This window comes from Bartonella sp. OC68QHHN, assembly GCF_042193875.1.
Taxonomy (GTDB): Bacteria; Pseudomonadota; Alphaproteobacteria; order Rhizobiales; family Rhizobiaceae; genus Bartonella; species Bartonella grahamii_A.
The window spans coordinates 84884-105664 of record NZ_JBHIME010000075.1 but is presented as its reverse complement, the minus strand read 5'-3'; the positions used below and the strand labels follow the sequence as shown (position 1 = coordinate 105664).

General features: G+C 35.1%; 16 protein-coding genes and 2 pseudogenes. 11 read left to right on the top strand and 7 right to left on the bottom strand.

All coding sequences use genetic code 11. The features are described from left to right. The first annotated feature begins 126 nt into the window (after nt 1-126). Complete coding sequence (locus ACFIJ0_RS08120) at nt 127-468, top strand: ATP-binding cassette domain-containing protein (protein ID WP_375624045.1); 342 nt, start codon at nt 127-129, stop codon at nt 466-468. Nucleotides 469-1176: 708 nt separating this feature from the next. Continuing rightward, entirely contained in the window at nt 1177-1743 is a 567-nt protein-coding gene (locus ACFIJ0_RS08115) for an ABC-2 family transporter protein (protein WP_375644307.1), read from the top strand. Between the two features lie 226 nt (nt 1744-1969). Here ACFIJ0_RS08115 and ACFIJ0_RS08110 read toward each other — a convergent pair whose 3' ends face one another. Next, on the bottom strand, nt 1970-2110 hold the full coding sequence (locus ACFIJ0_RS08110; RefSeq protein WP_375624041.1) for a hypothetical protein: 141 nt from the start codon (nt 2108-2110) through the stop codon (nt 1970-1972). Nucleotides 2111-2917: 807 nt separating this feature from the next. On the opposite strand from ACFIJ0_RS08110, the gene ACFIJ0_RS08105 reads away from it, so the two are divergent. Further along, nucleotides 2918-3277: a hypothetical protein gene (locus ACFIJ0_RS08105; RefSeq protein WP_375624108.1), complete on the top strand. Its 360-nt coding sequence runs from the start codon at nt 2918-2920 to the stop codon at nt 3275-3277. A gap of 322 nt (nt 3278-3599) precedes the next feature. Then, nucleotides 3600-3965, top strand: coding sequence for a response regulator (locus ACFIJ0_RS08100; protein ID WP_015856546.1), 366 nt, complete (start codon nt 3600-3602; stop codon nt 3963-3965). Nucleotides 3966-4270: 305 nt separating this feature from the next. Here the strand turns inward: ACFIJ0_RS08100 and rpsI are convergent, their stop codons facing one another. Together rpsI and rplM are read right to left on the bottom strand one after the other, a co-directional pair. Beyond that, nucleotides 4271-4756 carry a 30S ribosomal protein S9 gene (gene rpsI, locus ACFIJ0_RS08095; RefSeq protein ID WP_375624039.1) on the bottom strand — a complete coding sequence of 162 codons (486 nt, stop codon included), beginning with the start codon at nt 4754-4756 and terminating at the stop codon, nt 4271-4273. 2 nt (nt 4757-4758) lie between these two features. After that, nucleotides 4759-5223 (bottom strand): 50S ribosomal protein L13, encoded by a 465-nt coding sequence (gene rplM, locus ACFIJ0_RS08090; protein WP_375606694.1) that lies wholly within the window; start codon nt 5221-5223, stop codon nt 4759-4761. A gap of 295 nt (nt 5224-5518) precedes the next feature. On the opposite strand from rplM, the gene recJ reads away from it, so the two are divergent. Then, nucleotides 5519-7303: a single-stranded-DNA-specific exonuclease RecJ gene (gene recJ / locus ACFIJ0_RS08085; RefSeq protein WP_375644306.1), complete on the top strand. Its 1785-nt coding sequence runs from the start codon at nt 5519-5521 to the stop codon at nt 7301-7303. Between the two features lie 17 nt (nt 7304-7320). On the opposite strand, the gene parE is transcribed toward recJ, so the two are convergent. The 4 genes from parE to ACFIJ0_RS08065 form a co-directional block, all read right to left on the bottom strand. Further along, nucleotides 7321-9387, bottom strand: coding sequence for a DNA topoisomerase IV subunit B (gene parE / locus ACFIJ0_RS08080; protein WP_375644305.1), 2067 nt, complete (start codon nt 9385-9387; stop codon nt 7321-7323). Nucleotides 9388-9468: 81 nt separating this feature from the next. Then, nucleotides 9469-10206 carry a lipoyl(octanoyl) transferase LipB gene (gene lipB, locus ACFIJ0_RS08075; RefSeq protein WP_375624033.1) on the bottom strand — a complete coding sequence of 246 codons (738 nt, stop codon included), beginning with the start codon at nt 10204-10206 and terminating at the stop codon, nt 9469-9471. A gap of 121 nt (nt 10207-10327) precedes the next feature. Next, nucleotides 10328-11179 (bottom strand): TPM domain-containing protein, encoded by an 852-nt coding sequence (locus tag ACFIJ0_RS08070; protein ID WP_375624031.1) that lies wholly within the window; start codon nt 11177-11179, stop codon nt 10328-10330. After that, nucleotides 11179-11805, bottom strand: a complete 627-nt coding sequence (locus ACFIJ0_RS08065; protein ID WP_375624029.1) for a LemA family protein — start codon at nt 11803-11805, stop codon at nt 11179-11181. The genes ACFIJ0_RS08070 and ACFIJ0_RS08065 overlap by 1 nt, the downstream gene beginning before the upstream one ends. Nucleotides 11806-12196: 391 nt before the next feature. Between ACFIJ0_RS08065 and ACFIJ0_RS08060 the strand changes: the two genes are divergently transcribed. From ACFIJ0_RS08060 to ACFIJ0_RS08840, 6 genes and pseudogenes are all read left to right on the top strand, one after another. Then, nucleotides 12197-12337, top strand: coding sequence for a hypothetical protein (locus tag ACFIJ0_RS08060; protein ID WP_375624027.1), 141 nt, complete (start codon nt 12197-12199; stop codon nt 12335-12337). Nucleotides 12338-12349: 12 nt separating this feature from the next. Beyond that, nucleotides 12350-12963 (top strand): annotated as a pseudogene (locus ACFIJ0_RS08055) (class I SAM-dependent methyltransferase). A 1310-nt stretch (nt 12964-14273) separates the two neighbouring features. Continuing rightward, nucleotides 14274-15812, top strand: a complete 1539-nt coding sequence (gene hutH, locus ACFIJ0_RS08050; RefSeq protein WP_375624025.1) for a histidine ammonia-lyase — start codon at nt 14274-14276, stop codon at nt 15810-15812. A 317-nt stretch (nt 15813-16129) separates the two neighbouring features. Continuing rightward, nucleotides 16130-16492: a hypothetical protein gene (locus ACFIJ0_RS08045; RefSeq protein WP_375624023.1), complete on the top strand. Its 363-nt coding sequence runs from the start codon at nt 16130-16132 to the stop codon at nt 16490-16492. Nucleotides 16493-17420: 928 nt separating this feature from the next. Further along, the gene (locus ACFIJ0_RS08040) at nt 17421-18794 is read left to right on the top strand and encodes an amino acid permease (RefSeq protein WP_375644304.1); all 1374 of its coding nucleotides are present in this window, start codon (nt 17421-17423) and stop codon (nt 18792-18794) included. 807 nt (nt 18795-19601) lie between these two features. Then, nucleotides 19602-20553, top strand: a pseudogene (locus ACFIJ0_RS08840) (hemagglutinin repeat-containing protein); the annotation flags it as partial. Nucleotides 20554-20781: the final 228 nt, after the last annotated feature.

Here is a 20781-nt window from a genome sequence, read left to right as displayed (position 1 = left end):
TAAAACGTCAGGTGTGTTTTATTGCTCCAAGGAGGGCTTGAACACTTTTGTTTTTCTAGTGAACAAAAACAGATATTTATTATGGGAATATTTAAAGGTGGGATAAGTTGAAATTAGGAGTGACGGATGGGATCATTATTGATTGACGTTAATAACGTCTCAAAAATATATCGCAATATTAACAGAGGAATTGGTTTTAAAAACAAGGTGATTTCTCTCTCAAGCCGGTTTAATACAAATCATTCATGTGTTAAAAGATATGAGTTTCACCCTCTCTTTTCAGGGCAATCATTAGCAATTCTTGGCCCTAACGGAGCGGGTAAATCGACACTGATTAAAATATTTTCTGGGATACAATATGCTGATGAGGGATGTGTTAAAGTTCTTGGTGTTGATCCTTATAAAGCGAAGAAAGATCTGTTCAAGTCTTTGGGAGTGGTCTTTGGTCACAAGAATTGTTTATGGTGAGATTTACCCTTACGTTACAGTCTGGATATGGTTAAACCATTACATGGTCTTGAATGTGCCTTTTCCCCGTGATCTTAAAGAGGTCACTGAGTTGCTGGGGTCTTGAACATATTATGGATAAGCCAGTGCGGATGCTTAGTTTGGGCGGGAGAGTGAAAAGCGAATTGGCATTTAATCTCTCTTTTAGACCTAAACTGTTGTTCCTCGATGAGCCAAGTATTGGTCTTGATATTATACATCTAAGCATGAAATTAGTGAGCTTCTTAAAAAACTGAAAAAAGAGCGCGGCACTGAATACGTCGATGATATTATTCTCTAGCATAAGGGAAATAAACAGTTTCATGGCAATCTTCATGCGCTTAAAAATGTCATTCCTTCTTTGGTGAGAATGACGCTTTTTGTGAACATTTTGCTGCACCTTCAGCTGTTGTAGAAAAAATTGATGAGATTGCGTTGAAATTATCTACTCCTTTAAAAGATAAGCACTTTAACGCTGAAGAATGCTCGCTGGAGGTTTCGCTGTTCCGTGAGGATTTTGCGCGTTTTGTACGCGAAATTACAACCGAACTGAACTTGTACGTTCTCTATTATCCACTCCCTCGCTTGAAGAGATGCTCCGTGTTAAATTGAAAGAATTTATCTAACCACTGCTTTGGTATGTTTCTTTTTGCCAAGAATTGATTACTCACTGTTCTAAGTTATAGAGCAGTGTTTTTTACCGATATTATCATTGGGATACTTTCGCCATTTGTTATTCAACTTTTATTATGGAATGCACTGTCTTTTGATACGGGCAACACCATAAATGGCTTTAGCTTTCATGATATGATGCATTATTATGCTTTTGCTTTAGTCCTAGGACGCTTAAATAATGTTTATAATGTGATTAAGTTTTTCTCTCATCATATTAAAGAAGGTCCATTAGAAGTATATCTCACAAAGTCCTTCAGTTATATGACACAAATGCTTTTTACTTTTTTAGGGAAGAGTGTATTATATAGCATTCTGTTATTGGCTCTTTTTGTTGTTAAGCTTGTTTTATCCTATGAAAATATTCTGGGATTGGTTATCGCTTTTCTATTCTTTTTTCTCATTGCTATTCTATCACAATTGCTTTGTTTTTTACTCTCTTTTGAAATTGCTTTATTAAGCTTTTCGGTGATTGAGTACAATATATTACTCTCTTTCAGTATTATCACAGTTCGGCGTCTCTTGGGGGGGGCTTTTACCACCATCTTTTTGGCCGGTGTAGCTTATTCCGCTCATGCAATTTAATCCTTATCGTTTCATGATATCAGCTCCTGCCGAGTTTTTCGCGACGCAAAATTTAGCGTTGTTTCAGCAGTTTATTTTCAGAAGTTTTGCTTATATTTTGTGTTTTTATCGTCAATATTTGTTTTTTCATGATGTTTAATTTTATAACATTTATTATTATCTGTAAGATGCCTATCGAATATTTTCATGAAATGATTTACGAGCTTTCATTTGTATCAATAGGAATTTATCCTTCAAGAATCGTAAAATGGCGTTTGTTTATGCTTCCCATGGCTTTTTCTGCTTCTTTGCCCGTTTCACTGTTATTTGGTAAAAATGAATGGAATATTGGATCTTTTCTGTTGAGCGCTTTTCTTTTTATTGTCATGACTTTCATAAGTTATAAGAAACAATTCATAAATTTAATAGGTTAGGGGATGATATAAAAGTCAGAAAGTTATAATCGTGGAAGACAATGAACTTTATTAAAATTATTCTGCGTTCTTGTAGAAACGAATGGCTGTGAAATCGTTGAAATGTGTAATGGCCTTATGGCATTGCATTAGATTTGGCGCGTTCACCAAAGTTATCTCTTATCTTATCTTATCTTATCTTATCTTATCTTATCTTATCTAATTTAGCTTTTTTAATTCAAGAGTTAAGCTGGTGTTTACGCTAATTTTTTGCTGGGGAAGCTAATTCTTCTCAATCTATAATAAGGCAAAATTATTTTATCAGAATATTTCAATAAGATATTTTTTTGTTTTCTGTAAATTTTAAAAATATTTATCTTACCATATTATACAAAAAAATAAAAGACACTATGTGCAACTAAAAAACACGGTGATATTTTTTATATAATATAATATCTAATAATATTTATGATAATAAATATATAATTATAATAAAAACAATAAAATAATTTTATTTTAATATTTTTTTAACATTAAATCATAAAATTGTAAAATACAAATAAAATAATTGACAAACTTAAAATGAACACGTAACAGATATATTGTAAATGTAATATAATATAAAAATAACAATTAAAATAAAATTATTAATTAAAATTTTGTATTATATTTTTTATGATCATAAGATAAATATGCTTTATCGATAGATGATGTAATGTTTTATATTTAGAGGGGACGGTAAAGAAAATTTATTTTATTAAACATTGTAATAGGTGGTTATGATGAAAATATTTAAGCATTGTGTATTATGTGTAGTTGCAGTAGCTATTTTCTTTTCACAGATTTTAGGAGCCAATGCCGATTCTTTAAATGGTAGATTTCAAAATGCTGGTTTCATTTCTGTAATGACACATGAAAATAGAGTTATTAAAGCTGTTGATATGATTATTAGCCAATTTGGAGGACAAGGTGCTGAGAAAAATGTCCAAAAAGTCGCGATTTTAATGGGGATAGAGACATTAATTTTTGGTTTAGTCGCATATCTTGTATATTTCTTTACTAGAACGCCATCGAGTCCTGAAAGAACGACAGGTGGAAGAATGTTCGATGCTCTTGCTCATAGTGCATGGGCTTTGAATTAAAAGATACTTTACTTGATGAACTTTGAATTGTTTTGTTGTTGAATATTTCATATAAATAAACCGTGATATTTAATCACGGTTTATTTATATCTTATTCTTAATGATATTGATAAGTTTATCCTTAAGATGTTTTTGGGGGATGGCAATATATGGCACATTAAATTTAATTAATCAGCTATTTTAAAGGCTACTTAAATTTTTCCCTCTTCAAAATACGCATTTGAGCTAAGTTTGTGGTTGATATTTTTTTTATCATTTTATCTTAAGCAAAGAGAATGTAGATTCATTTCTATTTTGTTTAAGAAGGATGGAAGTTATACTAATGTCAAAAAAAGTCATGATCGTGGAAGATAATGAGCTTAATATGAAGCTATTCCGTGATCTCGTAGAAGCGAGTGGCTATGAAACCATTGAAACGCGGAATGGTCTTATGGCATTAGATTTGGCGCGTTCATCAATGCCGTCTCTTATCCTTGTGGATATCCAGTTGCCAGAGGTCTCTGGAATAGATGTTATTAAACAATTAAAAGAAGATGAAGAACTAAGATCGATTCCCGTTGTTGCTGTAACAGCTTTTGCTATGAAAGGGGATGAAGAACGAATTCGTGCAAGTGGATGTGAAGAATATATGTCAAAACCTATTTCTGTCCCGCATTTTATCACAATGGTAAAGCATTTTTTGGACTGAAGCTTGTTAAGTGATGATAGAAAAAGGCATTGAAAAGCTTATGAGATAACTAAAGTTATATTTACAGATATTTTTGTATTCTAGCACGTGGATATGTCTATTAGCAGAATACAAGTTTAAAAAAATTGAAACTGAGGTTTTGCATTTTTTGATCTATTTTTTAGCTCTTGTCTAAGGAGACGCGGTTGTTTTGCCTTCTTTTTTTTCTAACAGATATAAATTTTTCTCTACGAAACGTCTGTTTTAGCAGTTAAAAAAAAGCCCCGTTTTTGTCCGAGGCTTTATGCATTGTACAAAAATTGAAATTAACGCTTTGAGAATTGGAAAGAACGACGTGCTTTTGCTTTACCGTATTTTTTACGTTCAACAACACGGCTATCACGGGTAAGAAAACCACCTTTTTTCAAGATTGAGCGAAGTTCTGGTTCGTAATAGGTTAAAGCTTTGGAAATTCCATGGCGCACTGCACCGGCTTGTCCGGAAAGACCACCACCTGCAACGGTTGCAATAATATCAAACTGGGTATCCCTGTTTGTTGCAACAATTGGTTGACGAAGAATCATTCGAAGAACAGGACGAGCAAAATATTTGTCAAATTCCTTATTGTTGATCGTGATTTTTCCAGAGCCTGGTTTAATCCATACACGTGCAACAGCGTCTTTACGCTTTCCTGTTGCGTAAGCACGTCCTTGTGAATCAAGCTTTTGCACGTGGGCAGGAACAACATTTTCATGTGTTTCTGTAATACTTGTTACTATGCTAAGCTCAGAAAGAGAATTAATTTCAGCCATAATCAAGCAATCCTTTTGTTTTTGCGGTTTAAAGCACCAACATCAAGAGATTCAGGCTGTTGTGCTTCATGTGGATGTTGGTTTCCAGCGTAAACACGTAGATTCTTTAATTGACGACGACCAAGAGGACCACGAGGAATCATGCGCTCTACCGCTTTTTCAATAACGCGTTCGGGAAAACGCCCCTCAAGAAGTTGACGTGCTGTACGTTGTTTGATTCCACCAATATAGCCGGTATGCCAATAATATTTTTTATCCGTATATTTTTTGCCAGTGAGAGCTATTTTATCTGCATTAATGACAATCACGTTGTCACCATCATCAACATGTGGAGTAAATGTAGCTTTATGTTTGCCACGTAAGCGGTTAGCAACAAATGTGGCAAGACGACCTAAAACAAGGTTTTCTGCGTCAATAATAACCCATTTTTTCACCACTTCAGTTGGCTTTTGTGAAAAAGTTGCCATAGAAGTATCCTTTATTAGAACCCTTTTAATATAAGGGAATTTTTACTGTTTTGCGTTGAAAATTGTTACCATAGCGAAATATTTAACGCATACTACTTTCTCTGATATAATGTCTTTTGATTGACGTCAAGAGAAAATAAAAACTTTAAAAACAATATGTTATAAGAATGGTACCATAATACCTCTTTAAAAGAAGTTTGCGGACAATTTAAACTTAAAATGAATGTTGCAAAAGACTATTTTATCTTTAACGCATGATTGTATTTTATTGTTCTTCATTGTAAAATAAGCAATAATGCAGCGGTCTCCTTATTTTCTCAATGTTGAATCTTCTGCTTGTGGTCAAGCTTGGTTAGATGCCCTTGATGTTCAAGGGATAAATAATGCGCGCGCTATTTCTCAAAAATTTGGTTTTCCAGATCAGTTAGCTCGAGTACTTTCAGCAAGAGATGTGGATGAGGCTGAGGCTGTTGCTTTTATTAATCCAACATTACGTACGCTTATGCCTGATCCAGAAAGTTTTAGGGATATGCAATGCGCTGCAGAGCGTATTGTTAAGGCTCTTCTCAATCAAGAACAGGTTGCTGTTTTTGGTGATTATGATGTTGATGGTGCTTGTTCTTCGGCACTTATAGCGCGTTTTTTTCGTTATTTTGGTATTGAAGTCAAAATTTATATTCCTGATCGTATTGTTGAAGGCTATGGTCCGAATGAACAAGCAATGAGGATGCTTGTGCAAGAAGGCGCTCGGTTAATTATCACTGTTGATTGTGGCGCAAACAGTCCAGATGCAGTAAAAGCAGCGAGGCTTGCTGGTGCTGATGTTGTGATTTTAGATCATCATCAAATGTCAGAGATTCATCAAGAAGCCGTTGCTCTTGTCAATCCTAATCGCCCTGATGATTTTTCTAAACAGGGGCATTTATGTGCAGCGGGCGTTGTTTTTGTTACATTAGCTTGGGTTCATCATTTGCTGCGGAAAAAACAATTCTCAGGGCAGCTGCCTGATCTCTTAAGTATGCTTGATCTTGTTGCATTGGCAACTATATGTGATGTCGTTCCATTACAGGGGGTTAATCGTGCTTTTGTGATAAAAGGGCTTCAAGTTGCTCGTTCTATGCATAATCTAGGAATAACAGCTTTAACAAAGGTTGCACGAATAGGGGAGCCGCTTAATAGTTTTCATTTAGGTTTTTTGTTAGGTCCTAGAATTAATGCAGGAGGGCGCATTGGTGATCAAGCTTTGGGAGCACGTTTGCTTAGCTGTGAGAATAAAGATGAAGCGGACAGAATAGCAGAACAATTAGATCGGCTTAATCAAGAACGCCAAGAAATGGAGAACATTCAATTAGCACAAGCGGAATCTTACATTACTTCTCTTTATCAAGATCAAGAAATGCCATTATCGCTTGTAATTTTTCATAAAGAATGGCATCCGGGAATTATTGGTATTCTTGCTTCTCGTCTCAAAGAGCGTTTTTTTTGTCCTGTTTTTGCTATTGCTTTGAAAGAAGATGGAAATGGCGTAGGGTCGGGACGCTCAATTAATGGTATAGATTTAGGAGCACTCGTTCGTGAAGCTGTTACATTAAATTTATTAGAAAAAGGAGGGGGACATAGTATGGCAGCAGGAATTACAATTCAATCAACGAAAATTGAAATCTTTCGGAAATGGCTAGAAGAAAAAGTTTCTTTAATGGTTTCACAGTTGCGTGCAAAAAAATCTCTTAGTATAGATGGCTCTCTTTCTGCTTCTGGTGTTAATGAAGCGCTGTTTGAGTTGCTTGAAAAAGCAGGGCCATTTGGGACAGGGAACGCAACACCTATTTTTGTTCTTCCCTCTCATCGATTGGTGAATCTATCTGAAGTTGGTAAAGGACATCTTCGCCTCATTGTATCTAATGTTGAAGGAAAAAAACTGCAAGGAATAGCTTTTCGTGCTGTAGGGACATCACTTGGTGATTTTCTTTTTGAAAATATTGGTGAAATGATTCATTTAGCTGGTCATCTTAGTTTGAATTATTGGAATGGAACGACCAATCCGCAACTGCGCGTGATTGACGCAGCCGCAATTGTTTGAAAGGGATATTTTTTACATTAGATGTCTAGATTAGAAGCAAAAGTAGAATTTTCTTGTATGAAACGAAATCGTGCTTCTGGTTTTGTTCCCATGAGGCTTTCTACAGTCTTTTTCGTTTCTTGCATTTCCACGGCATCAATAGAAACACGAAGCAATGTACGTTTTTGAGGATGCATAGTCGTTTCTTTAAGTTGTTCCGCGCGCATTTCACCCAGCCCTTTAAAACGCCCGATTTCGATTTTAGCTTTTCCAGTAAATTCAGTTTTGAGCAATTCATCTTTATGGATGTCATCGCGTGCATAAGCAACTTTTCCTCCTTGCGATATTCTATAAAGGGGAGGGACGGCGAGATATAAATGTCCCTGATGAATAAGGTCGGGCATTTCTTGAAAGAAGAAGGTAATGAGCAGTGATGCAATATGAGCACCATCAACATCAGCATCTGTCATGATGATAATACGTTCATATCTGAGATCTTTTTCACGATACTTGGAGCGTGTACCACACCCAAGAGCAAGGATAAGATCGCTAATTGTTTGGCTTGAGTTCATTTTTTCATGTGCAGCACTGGCGACATTTAAGATTTTACCACGAAGAGGTAAAATTGCTTGGTTTGCTCTATTTCTTGCTTGTTTAGCAGATCCTCCTGCTGAATCCCCTTCAACAATGAATAGTTCAGCACCCACCGCATGGTTCTGGCTACAATCTGCAAGTTTACCGGGCAGACGTAATTTACGGACAGCAGTTTTTCGACTTATTTCTCTATCTTGGCGTCGTCTAACACGTTCTTCAGCACGTTCAATAACCCAATCAAGAAGTTTTGTTGCTTCTTGCGGGGAATTTGCTAACCAATGATCAAAAGGATCACGGATTGCATTCTCAACGATACGCTGTGCTTCAATGGTTGCTAATCGATCTTTTGTTTGTCCAACAAATTCAGGGTTACTGATAAAGACTGAAAGTATCGCGGCTGTTGAAATCATAATATCGTCAGACGTAATAATTGCTGCGCGCTTGTTTCCTATTAACTCAGCGTAGGATTTCAATCCACGCAAAAGAGCTTGACGTAATCCTATTTCGTGTGTTCCGCCTTCTCCTGTAGGAATCGTATTGCAGTAAGATTGCACACAAGAATCACCACCATGCCAAGCGATAGCCCATTCAACGGAGCCATGGCTATTATTTTGTTGTGTTTTGCCAGAAAAAATTTCTGACGTTACTCGATATTCATCTTTTAGTGATGAGAGTAAATAGTCTTCAAGTCCATTGGGGAAATGAAAAACAGCTTTTTCAGGAATATTTTTTGCGCCTTCAAGTATAACGGGATCACAAGTCCAGCGAATTTTTACGCCACCAAAAAGATAAGCTTTTGAGCATGTCATCTTATAGATTTTTTCTGGATCAAAAGCTGCTTTTTCACCAAAAATTTCACGATCAGGATGAAAATGAACGCGCGTACCACGACGATTATAAACATCTCCCAGATCTTCCAATCCAGATTGAGGAATACCGCGTGAGAAACGTTGGCGGTAAAGTTTTCGTTCTCGTGCAACTTCAACTTCCATATCATCAGAAAGAGCATTGACGACAGAAATTCCTACTCCATGAAGTCCACCTGCAGTTTGATAAGCCTTTCCATCAAATTTTCCCCCTGAGTGGAGTTGTGTCATAATAACTTCAAGAGTAGATTTCTCAGGCATTTGAGGATGATTTTCGACAGGAATACCGCGTCCATTATCTGTAACGGTTATATAACCCTTCCTATCTAATGAGACCTCAATGGAATCTGCATAACCCGCAACAGCTTCATCCATCGCGTTATCAATAATTTCGGCAAATAAATGATGAAGCGCTTTACTGTCTGTTCCGCCAATATACATTCCAGGGCGTAAACGTACGGGCTCTAAACCCTCAAGCACTCGAATAGAGAGGGCATTATAGTCATCTTCTTGCGTATCTTTTGCACTTTTTTTTGAAATCATCGCTTTTGATTTCATTGGAGACTGCAGAGTGTTTTCTTTTGTATTTACCCGAGATTGGGCTTTATCTAAAACACTAAAAAGATCCTTTTTGTTATCGCTCATAGCGTTTAACTATCTACCTCATAAAATAAAATATTTATTAAAATAATTTTATGCCTGTTTTTTATTTAAAAATCAATGCACTTAGGAAACATCAATTGTTGGACCAAAAATTTGTTCAAAAGCGTGTTTGAGAGCAATATCAATATCATGCATTGTTACAGGGCAACCTAGATCAAGAAAGCTTGTTACACCGTGGTTTGTAATTCCACAAGGAACAATTCCTGAATAATGGGCTAAATTAGGATTAACATTGATAGAAACTCCATGAAAACTTATCCATTTGCGCACTCGAATGCCAATAGCTGCAATTTTATCTTCGGAAGAAAGATCATTTTTTTTTGATGGGCAATGAGACTGTTGAACCCAGACACCAACGCGATCTTCTCTGCGTTCGCCTTTAATATTAAAGTTTGCAAGCATCTGTATGATCCATTCTTCTAATGCACTAATGAAAGCACGAATGTCTTGTTTTCGGCGTTTAAGATCAAGCATAATATAAGCAATGCGCTGTCCTGGACCGTGATATGTAAATTCACCTCCACGTCCTGCTTCATAAACAGGGAATAAATCAGGCGCCAAAAGATCTTTTTTATTTGCACTCGTCCCCGCTGTGTAAAGGGAAGGGTGTTCAAGAAGCCAAACTTGTTCATGCGCGGTTTTTGCAAGAATTTTTTCTACACGTTCTTGCATATAACGCAGAGCTTCAGGATACTCAACTAGATGATCACTTATCTTCCATTCAACGGGTGGACTTCCTAAAACTGCATTAAAATGATGTGATAAGTGATTACGATCCTTATGTTTCAATTCAAATGTCATGGGTAATATTGATCCTGATGTTTGAGTTTGTATTATAATCAGAAAAATAAAAAAGAATAAGATTAAGAGATAGTTCATAAGAAGTGCAATGAATTTTATTAAAAAAATTGTTATATTCTTTTTACCATCTTCCTGTTGCTCCGCCACCACCTGATGATCCACCACCACCTCTGAATCCTCCTCCCCCTGAATGTCCACCAAAGATTCCACCAGAACCTCTACCGCTCACATTTAAATTTAAAAACCAAGGAGTGAAGACAATACCCATCCAAAGATACTTTCGTGGACCTATTTTTTTACCAAAAATCATAGCAAGAATGGGCAAACCAACGACTATAAAGAGAATGAGAAACATGATTGTATTTATAATCATTTCTTCTTTTTCAGCTTGTTTACGTTGTTCTTCAACAGCTTTAGCTTTTTGATTGATTCGAAAAGAAAAATCAGCATCACTTTGTGTGATCACTTTGATAATTGCATGAACGGATTCGACAATTCCTTTTTGATAATCTCCTTCACGAAAATTAGGAATCATGAAGCTATTAATAATGACAGAGGAAATGGCATCTGTTAGTTCTCCTTCTAGACCGTAGCCTACTTCAATACGTGCTTTGCGTTCATTTGGTGCAATGACGATTAGTATGCCGTTATTGATTTGTTTTTGACCTAATCTCCATGTACGAAAAAGAGAATTGCTGTATGTTTCTATATCATTGCCCGAAAGAGTAGGGAGCGTCACAAGAACAATTTGATCTCCTGTTTTCTCTTCGAGTGTAGCTAGCTTTTCCGTTAAATTTCTTTGTGTTGCATGATCAAGTAAATGAGCCATATCGTTGATATAGCCAGTTAAGGGAGGAAATTTAGTGTATGCGTAAGTGACATTCCCCAATGCAATGATCAAATATAGAATACTCAAAGGAATCCATAAACGTAGAAAAGTACGACGTTGTATAGAGTGTTGAAATAGTTTCATTAATTAAAATTAACCTTTGGTGTTTGTTGGCTATCAGTATCGATGGTAAAAGTAGGCATAGGCTTAGCATCACGAAACCATAATTTTGCCCAAATCATCGTCGGCATTGTTTTGAGTGCAGTATTGTAGGCACGGACTGTTTCAATATAATCGCGGCGTGCAACGGAAATACGGTTTTCTGTTCCTTCTAATTGTGATTGAAGAGCAAGAAAGTTCTGGTTTGCTTTAAGATCTGGATAGTTTTCGACAACAGCCATAAGCCGCGAAAGTGCACTTGATAAGTTTGCTTGATTTTTGAGATATTGCTGCATAACTTCCGGATTATTCAACATATCTGCATTAATGTTGACTTGCGTTGCTTTGGCACGTGCTTCAATTACATTTGTGAAAACGCTTTGTTCATGAGCTGCGTAAGCTTTAACTGTTTCTACAAGATTGGGGATGAGATCTGTACGACGTTGATATTGATTGAGCACTTCACTCCATGCTGCATGTGCTTTTTCTTCATTTGTTGGTATCGTATTAAATCCGCACCCACTTAAAAATGGCACTAACCATGCCAAAAAAATCACGATTGGAAATTGTTTTAATATTTTAAACATTGAAAAAGTTTGTACATTTAACATAAAGATGTCTCCACAGGTATTTTATGTATTATATAGGGTTTATCTTCTTGGTGGAAAGTATTTTGAATTTTATAAACAGGCATATTTATCAATAAATTGATATCTCTATGCGTTTTAGGCACGCTTAAGTGACTTGTTGATATTAAAATAATAATGATACTATAGATGCCATCTTATAAAAGATCAATAATATTCATATCACTTATTATTACAGAAAATTATATTATTTTCGTAGTATTTTTGTGTTTCATAACATGCAGATAACAATTGGAAAAGGAAAAAATGTAAGCATCAATCTTATGGAAAGATAGAAGGTAAGGGCAGTTCTTATTTTTCCTCCTTTAGAAATTATGCTTAATACATAGGACTAAAAAGAGCTTTTTAATTATGTATGGTAGTAATTGTGAAGGAGGGAAAATCCTGTGATAAAAGTGTTCAACGGCAAAGTGAAAAGTTTGATGGATTGGCTAATGATTATGATTGTTATCGTCCTCTTAAGAACAAAAAGCATTTGTCCATTGTGGATGTGTGAGCTGGGACAGGTATCGCATTAGAGGGAATTGTTAAATTTTAGGAAATGAGCACCAATATCATGCTATCGATGTATCGGCAGATATGATTAAGAAGGGGGCGAAGAAAATTTTTTACGGTGCAGTGGTATCATGTCCGTGTCGAAGACTTATTGCCTCAAATCGGTGAGGTCGATCGTGTCATTGCAGCGCAAGCGTTTCAGTGGAGGGATCGTCCTAAGTTGCTTTGTTCTGTTTCAGATCAACTTCGAGTCAATGGTGTCATGGCTGTTATTCAAAATAATCGCGATTTCAAGTATAGCGAATTTCTAGAGGCTTATAAGACATTGTTAGAGAAAATGAGTCCGAACTATTTCTGTTATTATCGTAATTTTGATTTTTTACAGGAAATGAGTGATGGCTTTGGGGTAGATCTAGAAAAGATTTTTTTCATACGCACAATTGGACGCTGATGATCCCATCTGAAGCTTTTATTGAAATGAGCCGCTCTTCAACGCAAGCGCAACGCGCTATCGCTTGCTATGGGGAAGAATATTTGCGGCAATTGGTTGCATTAATAAAGAGATATGAAGTGCTAGGTAATTTGGAATTTTTGTATCAAAGTGAGCTCTATATGTATGCAGGATAATCTGATATCGATGATTGTTTTTGCTCTTTTAGCACATCAGAGTAGGTGGTATTCAGGAAATTAACGCATTATTAAGGCAGATTTTGAGGGGGAGACAGTTTTTTCTTCAGCATTCAAATTGACATCTTATTACATCTGATTTTCATTGTTCATTTAATATGAGAGAGTTTTAAATAGAAAATTTATGAACTTCATTATAGCATCGAAGCGCTTTCTTTACTGTAGTTTAAAAACGGATTATTTTATAAAATCGGAAGAGGTAGATTGAATAGAAATACGTTATAATTCTTTGTTTTTTATTATTAATGATAGTTTTTTAAATAAATTTTGACAAAAATAACTGAAAAAGTACAAAAATTATCATAATCAGAAATTTGTGGTAAAAAGTGTAATGGCTTGAAAAACCTTTAAAAACAACTAATTTTGAACTTATCTCTAAATTCAGATTCAATATAACAAAAAAGTAAAATATAAATATGTTATATGAAGCATTTCTCTTTTTTAAAGATAATATAAAAACAATATGTTAATTAAATTTTTTGATATAAAAAACTTCTTTTATTTTCTATTTTAAATAACGGGTTAGTCTGAGTTTTGTGCGGTTTTATTGAAGATGTGCTTTTCAGGTTTCAATCTGGCGCTTTAAATACAATTTTAGAAGTGACAAATAAGCTCAATTTCTTCTCCGTTATGGTGTGTTGAATAAGTTTTTAATTTTCTATAGAGTTTAATTTTCGCAATCATGATAGATTGTGGCAGCTATCTATTTAAGTTTTTTATAAGGTTAGCGGGAATAGCTTAATGATAAATCCATTGAGTCTTCCATCTTTACGCTTCATAAAAGAATAAGCCTACACCATCAAACACTTTGCTATCTCCCAATGTTGTGCTACAGCCCTTGACACTTGAGACGGTGCATAAGAGGAGTTTTTAGTCTTTTTTTGTACAGTTTTATCCATACGCCAATCTCGCTTATGACGTGCAAGGGAATAGTTTTGATTGATTCAACATACACAGATTTGGAATGAGGGAATCTTAAGATATTCGACTCTCTACATTTAATATGAATAATGCTAGATTATGATTATAAATTAATGCGTTATCTATTTTTGAAATCCATGATCTTGGTTGTGCTTGTCAATATTTCATTTTCATTTATCGTTAACTATTCTACTTTTGGATAATGACTCTATTGTAAGGAATGCCTTTAAGAAAGCATTCTCGTTTTAAAGAGTCCTTATAGTTTTTTTGTTTTACAGAAGGATCAATAATGCTAAACATTATACTTTGATTAAAAAAGAAAGTAAATTATGACTATTATACTAAAACCGAGCGAGGTGACGCTTAGTGAACTTGAAGCTATTTATTTTAATGGTGAAGTGAGTAAACTTCATAATGACACGTATTTAGCTATCGAGAAAGGGGCTCAGCGCATTGCTGAAATTGCTGCTGGAAGTGAGCCTGTGTACGGTATTAATACTGGTTTTGGGAAGTTGGCTTCCATTAAAATTGATGCGGACGATGTCGCTGTTTTACAGAGAAATCTTATTTTGTCCCATTGTTGTGGGGTAGGAGAGCCTTTAGCTGAAAATATTGTGCGTTTGATAATGAGCTTAAAGCTTATCTCTTTAGGAAGAGGAGCTTCAGGAGTTCGTCTAGAATTGGTAAATTTGCTGGAAAATATGCTTGCAAAGGGCGTCATTCCTGTCATCCCTGAAAAAGGGTCTGTTGGTGCTTCAGGTGATCTAGCTCCACTTGCTCACATGGCGGCTGTTATGATGGGAGAAGGAGAAGCATTTTTTCAAAATATTCGTATGAATGGAGCGGTTGCATTAGAGAAAGCGGGATTGTCCCCTATTATTTTAGAAGCAAAGGAAGGTCTAGCTCTTATTAATGGGACTCAAACATCAACAGCCCTTGCACTTGCCGGTCTTTTTCGAGGTTATCGGGCATTGTGTGGTGGATTGTTGGCAGGGGCTTTGACGACAGATGCCATCATGGGATCAACAGCGCCATTCCATCCTGATATCCATATTTTACGAGGACATTATGGGCAGATTGCTGTATCGAAAACATTAGAAAAGCTTGTAGAGGATTCAGAAATTCGTGCAGCACATTTACGTGGTGATGAGCGTGTACAAGATCCTTATTGTATACGTTGCCAGCCACAGGTCATGGGGGCATGTTTTGATATTTTGCTAGCAGCAGCAAAAACACTGATTATTGAAGCAAATGCTGTTACAGATAATCCATTGATTTTAAGGAATGGTGAAGTTGTATCAGGTGGGAATTTTCATGCTGAACCTGTAGCGTTTGCTGCTGATCAGATTGCTCTTGCTTTATGTGAAATAGGATCTATTTCTCAACGTCGTGTTGCTTTGATGGTTGATCCAGCAGTTTCTTATGGACTTCCAGCTTTTTTAGCTCATAATGCGGGTCTTAATTCAGGTTTTATGATTGCTGAAGTAACAGCAGCAGCTTTAATGTCTGAAAATAAACAAATGGCCTATCCTGCTTCCGTTGATTCAACACCGACTTCAGCTAATCAAGAAGATCATGTTTCAATGGCTTGCCATGGAGCTCGTCGGTTATTGGTAATGAGCGAAAATCTTTTTACACTTATTGGCATTGAAACGCTTGTTGCAGCACAAGGAATTGAATATCGTACACCTTTAAAAACAAGTACTTTTTTGCAATCTGTTATTGAATGTTTACGCAAAAATGTTGCTTCTCTTAAGGAAGATCGCTATATGGCTTCAGATATTCATCAAGCACATATACTTGTGCGTGAAGGGCACTTATTATCTGTTTTACCAGAAACAATTTTTCCTTCATTAGAACCTAAATAATATTTATTTTTGAGTTTAAAAGAGAAGGAGAGACCTAATTATGAGGGGTCTTTATAAAAAAATTGGAGAGATAATGAATATATCTTTATAATAATTAATAAGTATTTTTACATTTATCGGCTGTTATGTATTGTGTTTATTTAAATTTATCTCTTTAAGATGCTTATCTTATGATATAATCTAAGTTAGATAAGTTTGTGAATGAGCGTTTTATATTTATTATTACTCACTAAAGTTAATATTTTTATTGAGTATTTCTCTTTTTAAAAGATGGTTTATAATTTTTGTATTTTTAAATCACGAAAAAGGGAAAATAAATGTCTAAAAATCGTCTACTATGTATTTTGATGACAATCGTTGTTTGTTTTACGCAAATTGTGGAGGTTCATGCGAATTTTTGGAGAGGAAGATCTCAACAGGAGGGTTTTATTGCTATATGGGCACAGGAGAAAGATATTTTTGTTCAGCTAACAAGGGGAGTTATCATGAGTGTTTCAGGTCAAAGAAGTGGAAAAAATAGTCGCTCTCTTGTTGTACCAAAGGTTGAAAAGATGATATTTGCCGCAGTTGCTCTTTTGCTTGGAAAGCTTGTATTTAAAGCGGCTGGAGTTTTTAAAAGATGGGCTGGGGCTAAAATTTCTTACGCCTTTGAGGAATGGCGAGTTTCACTTTATCATTGATTAAGCTATATCAATTGGTTTTAAAAATGAGTGCATGTGGTGTTGAATACGGTTTATGATAAATGACAAGCTAAAAAGTGTAGAAGGTTTATACGGTATTAATAGAAAGTTTAATGCATGTTTCTCTTGAATATGATGATAGCAATTTAAGGTTTTTATTCATAGCTTTGAAAAATACATATGATGAATAGAAGCATATGCCCCTCATGTAAAACAGTGTTATTTTTTGCATTCACGGGTTTGTTTTAAGGAAATATTTCCTCAATACTTAAGCTTACATTTCAGGGTTGCATCCGTGAATGGTATAATCTAAAAACTCTCGTGAAAAATATAAGATTAATAGTGCATCATTATTTTTTATGTTACGAAGATACGAGTTGATACTATCAGACAATCCATTTCCTGAGGTGTGGCAGTTTTTTGCACTTGGGATAGTTTATTAAAAGGCATTTTATTCCTTTCCTTACGTGTTTTTTATTTACACATCAATCTCGCTTATAATGTGTAAACGAAAAGTTTTGATTACTTCAATATGAACAGGTTTGGAAAAGAGAGAATCTTATGATATTGAGGGGGCAATTCAATATATAAAACAATAAATTATCCTTATGAATAAAAATGTTTATATTATTTTGCATTCAACCCCAAATTTTTTGCAGAAAAATAGAAAATATAAAAATGAGTTAAATGGCAATTATAAAAAATTTTATTATCACGTAATTTCAATAAAATGATACAAAACTTAGCCTATAAAAAGCTGAATCATTCGCAATAAAAGTATTTTAATTGCCTAGGATAGAGCATTTGGAAGGTTATTGTTTAATGCTTTTAAAGTATATCTTCGAAAGAGAAACATGAGGCTTTATTTATCATAAAGCTGTTATTGTGGTGTGGATTTTCATCAACATTTCAATAAAGAAGGAAAGTAATGGCACGAAATGAATTGAAACGAGGTATGAGTAAGCGCCAAGTTATTTTTTTAGCTCTTGGCTCTGCTATTGGAACAGGTCTTTTTTATGGGTCTGCACAGGCAATTAAGCTTGCGGGTCCAAGTGTTTTGATTGCTTATTGTATTGCTGGTTTGGCTATTTTTATGGTTATGCGGGCTTTAGGAGAGATGATTATTCATAATCCATTGCCTGGTTCTTTTGCACGTTATGCGGCAAATTACATATCGCCATTAGCAGGTTTTTTAACGGGATGGACATATGTATTTGAAATGATTCTTGTTGGTTTGGCTGATATTACAGCTTTTGCGACTTATATGGGTTTTTGGTATCCTGATGTTGCTCCTTGGGTATGGGCATTTAGTATTACGTTAATTATCACGGGTATTAATTTAGCTGCCGTAGAAGTATATGGTGAACTAGAGTTTTGGCTGTCTTCTATTAAAGTTATTGCTATCATTGCAATGATTATTTTAGGAATAGTAATTATTTTTTGTGGTTGGAATGAAAGTGCAGTTTCTTCTACTGTTACTGTTCATAATTTATGGAAGAATGGTGGTATTTTTCCTAATGGTTGGTTTGGTTTTTTAGCTTGCTTTAGTGTTGTTGTGTTTGCTTTTGGTGGTATAGAAATCATTGGAATGGCAGTTATGGAAGTTCAAAACCCTTATCAAACAATTTCAAAGGCAATTAATTCTACTCCAGTTCGTATTTTGCTTTTTTATGTCATGACGTTGGCTATTTTAATGTCACTTTATCCTTGGGATGAGATTGGTCTTATGGATAGCCCTTTTGTATCCATTTTTGAAAATCTTGGGATTTCATATGCAGCAAATATCTTAAATATTGTTGTTGTTACAGCGGCTGTTTCTGCAATGAATAGTGGAATGTATGGTGCTTGTCGTATGATACATGGTTTATCGCAGGAAGGTTATGCTTTAAAGAAGTTTCAATATTTATCAAAAAATGGTATACCAATTTTTGTTATTTTGATGATCTTCGGTATTTTTCTTCTTGGTGCTGTCCTTAATTATTTTTACCATGAAAAGCTTTTTTTTCTTATTGCTGCAATGGCAACATTTGCGACAGTTTTTGTTTGGATGATGATTCTACTTTCACAAATTTTTATGCGGATTAAGATGCCTAAAGAAGAACAGAATAGTTTAAAATTTCCAATTCCATTTTGGCCAATAGGATCAATTTTTTCTATTTTATTTATGGTTTTTATTTTTATTCTCTTATGGTATTTTGATGAAACACGACCGCTTTTAATTATAGGTTTTAGTTGGATTGCTTGGCTTGTTATTTGTTTCTATGCATTTAAACTTTATAATTTTAAACAAAAGAAAATGTAATAAAATGTGAATAGAGATAAAACTCAAAATAAATAGCTGATGTTATCAGGAAAACAGGTGTTTTATTGTTATTCTCTAAAAATTAGAACAATCTAGATTGAAAAAATCTGCTCGTTATTATTTTGCTTTGGAAGTTTTTGTGAGCCATTGCTTATAGTAACGGCCAAATCATATAAATATAAGGCTTTCATGTTAAAATGCCTAACAGTGCAAATAGATTTTACTAGATACAAGATTATAGGCAGATATCTTTTTCTAAACGTATTAATGGAGTTCTGTTACACAAAAGAAGTTATCGCAAGAATTGTTTTTATTGTTTTACAAGCTCTTTAAAAAATTGGTTGTTTAAATTTTGTTGTTTAAGAAACGACTATCGCTTTTAGAAGCACAGATAAAATCTTTATGTCTTTTCTTGAAAAGAAGGGTTGGAGTCCTCTGTGTCCTTTAAAAGGATATTTGGGTTGTTATGGGGTAAAGGGTTAAAGTTTTTTCATTTCTATTATTTCTTTCTTAAAGAGGATTGGCGTTGGTAGAAAATAGTGGATAATAAAGTCATTGGAGGCATTGTATCATTGTATTTGCAAAAACTTCAATAAAGAGCAGCAAGATATCACAATAAAATTTAATAGAAGAGTAAATTAAAGAGAATAATGAACATGTGGCAGTTTTACGATTCTTGTTATTCTTGCGATCAAAAGAGCAAGGATCAAACTTATTTTTTATAATATTGATACGGGAGTAATTTTTATCACAAGTGGAGGAGGGACAAAATGCACTCCGAAACTGTATTTTGGTGCAAAATTATTCAATATTACTATAAAAAGCGCTCAAGAACACTACGACCAGCAAAAACAATCATCGGAAAGTGGCTTTTTACACGAGAAATCTTCCCATAGTTCTGAAACGCACACCACAACGATTTCCTCTATCCTTGAGGCAACGGGTAAAATTGATATGGATGTATAAGGAGATGCTACGATTACTGCTTCTCATCTGATTTCTGGTCAAGATATCAATGTAATGGGAGAAAGTGTGACGATTGTTCGCATGACAGACCATCATTGTAGCCATTCACAGACGTATAAAACAGGTTTTGGTGTGGATTCATGCAAAAATTTTGTTTCGATATACGGGAGTGAATTAAAGACAGAAAATGAAGAGCGTTTTGAACATCAAGGCTCTTCTCTCAATGTTGACTGTAATATCAACATTACAGTCAAGAAAAAAGATGTGAGCGTAGTAGACTCTGATCTTGCAGGGGGGGAGGATATTAACCTTCCGGCAGCGCATGATGTCAATGTGTTTGTGGGTTATAATAATCATAGTTCAACTACACAGGAAGAGTGCACAGGCTTTGGCTTTCAGTTTGAAAAGAGCAGCAAGCGGTGCTTCTGTTGGTGTTGGGGTTGTGAGTGCGAAAGATAACGGCGATCAGTAGAAAATACCTCCGTTCAATCCTATTTCAAAGTCCGCAGAGATCTGCAGATTACTGCTGATCATGATGTAAACATGCAAGCCGACAAATGTTTCGGCAGGGCGTAATGTCAACGTTGATGCTGGAAATAATATCACGCTTTCGGAAAGCTGCGATATCTCTAAGACACAAGAGATATCTGAAAAGCCTTTTGTTGATGTGACAGGATCTATCAATGTGGGCATTCTTGGTAGCATAAAAGATGTAAGAGATGTAGCAAAACGTTTTGGTCGTGGGGATGTGAAACACAAAATCGGCAATGGTTTGATTGGCGGACTAAAGGGCAATAAAGCAGGGATTGTTAGTGCACATAGCCCGAGGTGCCATAACAGTAGGTAAAGGATTGCGTGATTTTAAAAAGCGTGGCATCCACAATATAGCAAAGAAAACAGATATCTATCTTTTGGAGACGGCTGATAAGGCTCTATCGATAGCGAATCCATTAGAATGCATTATATGTCGTAAATGATGGCGAAAAAAATTATGACTACCTAAAAAATCATTTACTTAACC